The following is a 2,730-nucleotide window of genomic DNA, read 5'->3' as shown; positions in this document are numbered from 1 at the left end:
GAAGATGGCCAAGCGCGGTGGCGGCGCGATCGTCAACCAGTCGTCGACTGCCGCGTGGCTGTACTCGAACTTCTACGGTCTGGCGAAGGTCGGCATCAACGGGCTGACCCAGCAGTTGGCCACCGAACTGGGTGGGCAGAACATCCGCGTCAACGCGATAGCGCCGGGTCCGATCGACACCGAGGCCAACCGGACGACGACGCCACAGGAGATGGTCGCCGAGATCGTCAAGGGAATCCCGTTGTCGCGCATGGGGCAACCGGAGGATCTGGTCGGCATGTGCCTGTTCCTGTTGTCGGATCAGGCGAAGTGGATCACCGGTCAGATCTTCAATGTCGACGGTGGACAGATCATCCGCTGATGAGTGACGATCTCAAGCTCGGCTACATCGGCCTCGGGAACATGGGCTCGCCGATGGCGAAGAGACTCGTGGAATGGCCCGGCGGGCTCGTGGTTTTCGACGTGCGGACCGAGGCAATGACACCGCTGGCCGAGGTCGGAGCGACACTGGCGGACAGCATCGCTGACGTCGCCAAGGCCGACGTCATCAGCGTGACGGTGCTCAACGACGAGCAGGTTCGCACGGTGGTAGGCGAGTTGGCGGCCAACGCCAAGCCGGGCACCGTGATCGCGATCCACTCGACGATCAGCCCCGAGACCGCCATCGAGCTCGCCGAGCAGTTACGCCCGCAGGACATCCACATCGTCGACGCGCCGGTGAGCGGTGGCGGGGCTGCGGCAGAGAAGGGCGAGCTCGCCGTCATGGTCGGCGCGGACCGCGAGGTCTACGAGCGCATCAAGCCGGTCTTCAAGCAGATCGGCGCCATGGTGATCCATGCGGGCGGACCCGGCGCGGGAACGCGGATGAAGTTGGCGCGCAACATGTTGACATTCGTCGGTTACGCCGCGGCATGTGAAGCGATGAAGCTGGCCGAAGCGAACGGCATCAACCTCCAGCAGCTCGGCCGGGTGGTCCGCCATACCGACGCGCTCACGAGCGGTCCAGGGGCGATCATGGTGCGCGACGACATGTCCGACATCGACAGCGACAGCTTCCTCTACGAGTCCTTCATCCACGCCCGCGGACTCGGCGAGAAGGATCTCAGCCTTGCGCTGGCACTCGGGGAGAAGGCGGGCGTCGATTTGCCGCTGGCCGAGATCGCGTTGCAGAACCTGGCGGCCGGGCTGGGCGTGCCACACACGAAGGAGTGAGCCTGATGGACGAACTGCGCCGCAAGGGTCTCGAGAAGATGAACGAGGTCTACGGCTGGGAGATGCCGAACGTCGAAGGCAACGACTACTTCTCGTTGACCGCCGACCATCTGTTCGGCACCATCTGGACCCGCCCTGGCCTGTCGATGCGAGACAAGCGGATCATGACGCTGACCGTCGTCACCGCGCTCGGCATCTCGGAACTGGCCGAGATCCAGGCCAATGCCGCGCTCGCCAACGAAGAGATCACCGAGGAAGAGCTCAAGGAGATGGCGATCTTCCTCACCCACTACCTCGGGTTCCCGCTGGGCTCCAAGCTCGACGGCGTGGTCAGCACGGTGATCAAGAAACGGAAGAAGGCTGCCGAGAAGGGACAGAGCGAAGACAAGCGGGCCAACGTCAATGCGGCGGTGAAGATGCACTCCGGGGGAGCGGTCCATGACGACCCAGGCGAGTAGGTCCTCCGCACTGACCCGCGACGAGCTGGCGGTGCTGGTGCCGGAACTGCTGTTGATCGGCCAACTGATCGACCGGTCCGGAATGGCCTGGGTCATCAGCAATTTCGGGCGTGAGGAAATGCTGCAGGTCGCGATCGAGGAGTGGATGGGCGCCAGCCCGATCTACACCAAGCGGATGCAGCAGGCGCTGAAGTACGAAGGCACCGACGTCGTCACGATATTCAAGGGCCTGCAACTCGACATCGGTGCGCCGCCCCAGTTCATGGACTTCCGTTACACGGTGCACGACCGCTGGCACGGCGAGTTCCACCTCGACCACTGCGGTGCGCTGCTCGACGTCGAACCGATGGGCGAGGACTACGTGCGGGGCATGTGCCACGACATCGAAGACCCCACCTTCGATGCCACCGCCGTCGCCACCAACCGCAGGGCGCAGATCCGGCCGATCCACCGCCCACCGCGCACCCCCGCCGATCGGCATCCGCATTGCGCGTGGACGGTGATCATCGACGAGTCCCATCCCGAGGTCGAGGACCACCCGGTGCTCGACGTGATACGCCGAAGTCGCGCCGCCCGAACCGAACTCGCCCCGATCGACACCGGCGACGAGGGTGAATCGAACTATTCGGGTCCGCTGTTGTCGGACTTCGACTTCTCGGCGTTCTCGCATTCCGCCCTGGTGCGCATGGCCGACGAGGTCTGCCTGCAGATGCACCTGTTGAACCTGTCGTTCGTCATCGCCGTCGGTAAGCGGGCAGGAACCAACACCGAACTGGCAACCGAGATCTGCACCAAGCAGTTCATCGGCGTGGCCGGCGTCGCCGCTGAACGAATCCATCGCGCGCTCGGCCTGCCGGGTGGAATCGAGGGTGCGATGCGCATGTTGCAGCTGCATCCGATGCTCAACCCCGCGGCATACGTCGACGCCGAGTTCGGGCCCGACGTCGTGCATGTGCGACGCTCACCGGCACATGAGGACGGTGCCTGGATCTCGTTGGTGACGCCTGACGAGCTGCGCCCTCTGCAGGCCGCCGTGCGGGCCATCGACCCGTGCTTCGAC

General features: G+C 64.7%; 4 protein-coding genes. All 4 read left to right on the top strand.

Annotated elements, in window-relative coordinates; genetic code table 11:
- Positions 1–361 (top strand): SDR family oxidoreductase (locus A5663_RS02180; protein WP_156744284.1); only part of this gene is annotated, 361 nt, incomplete at its 5' end.
- Entirely contained in the window at positions 361–1,212 is an 852-nt protein-coding gene (locus A5663_RS02175; protein WP_197503267.1) for an NAD(P)-dependent oxidoreductase, read from the top strand. The genes A5663_RS02180 and A5663_RS02175, both read left to right, overlap by 1 nt.
- Before the next feature lie 5 nt (positions 1,213–1,217).
- On the top strand, positions 1,218–1,670 hold the full coding sequence (locus tag A5663_RS02170; protein ID WP_068143432.1) for a carboxymuconolactone decarboxylase family protein: 453 nt from the start codon (positions 1,218–1,220) through the stop codon (positions 1,668–1,670).
- Positions 1,651–2,730 (top strand): hypothetical protein (locus A5663_RS02165; RefSeq protein ID WP_068143429.1); only part of this gene is annotated, 1,080 nt, incomplete at its 3' end. The genes A5663_RS02170 and A5663_RS02165, both read left to right, overlap by 20 nt.

Source organism: Mycobacterium sp. E740 (assembly GCF_001672895.1).
GTDB lineage: Bacteria > Actinomycetota > Actinomycetes > Mycobacteriales > Mycobacteriaceae > Mycobacterium.
This window is presented reverse-complemented; position numbering and strand designations above follow the sequence as displayed.

What these genes read in the sequence shown, in the direction of transcription:
- A5663_RS02175 (WP_197503267.1), top strand. Translation starts at nt 361, where the DNA reads ATGAGTGACGATCTCAAGCTCGGCTACATCGGCCTCGGGAACATGGGC.
- A5663_RS02170 (WP_068143432.1), top strand. Translation starts at nt 1,218, where the DNA reads ATGGACGAACTGCGCCGCAAGGGTCTCGAGAAGATGAACGAGGTCTAC.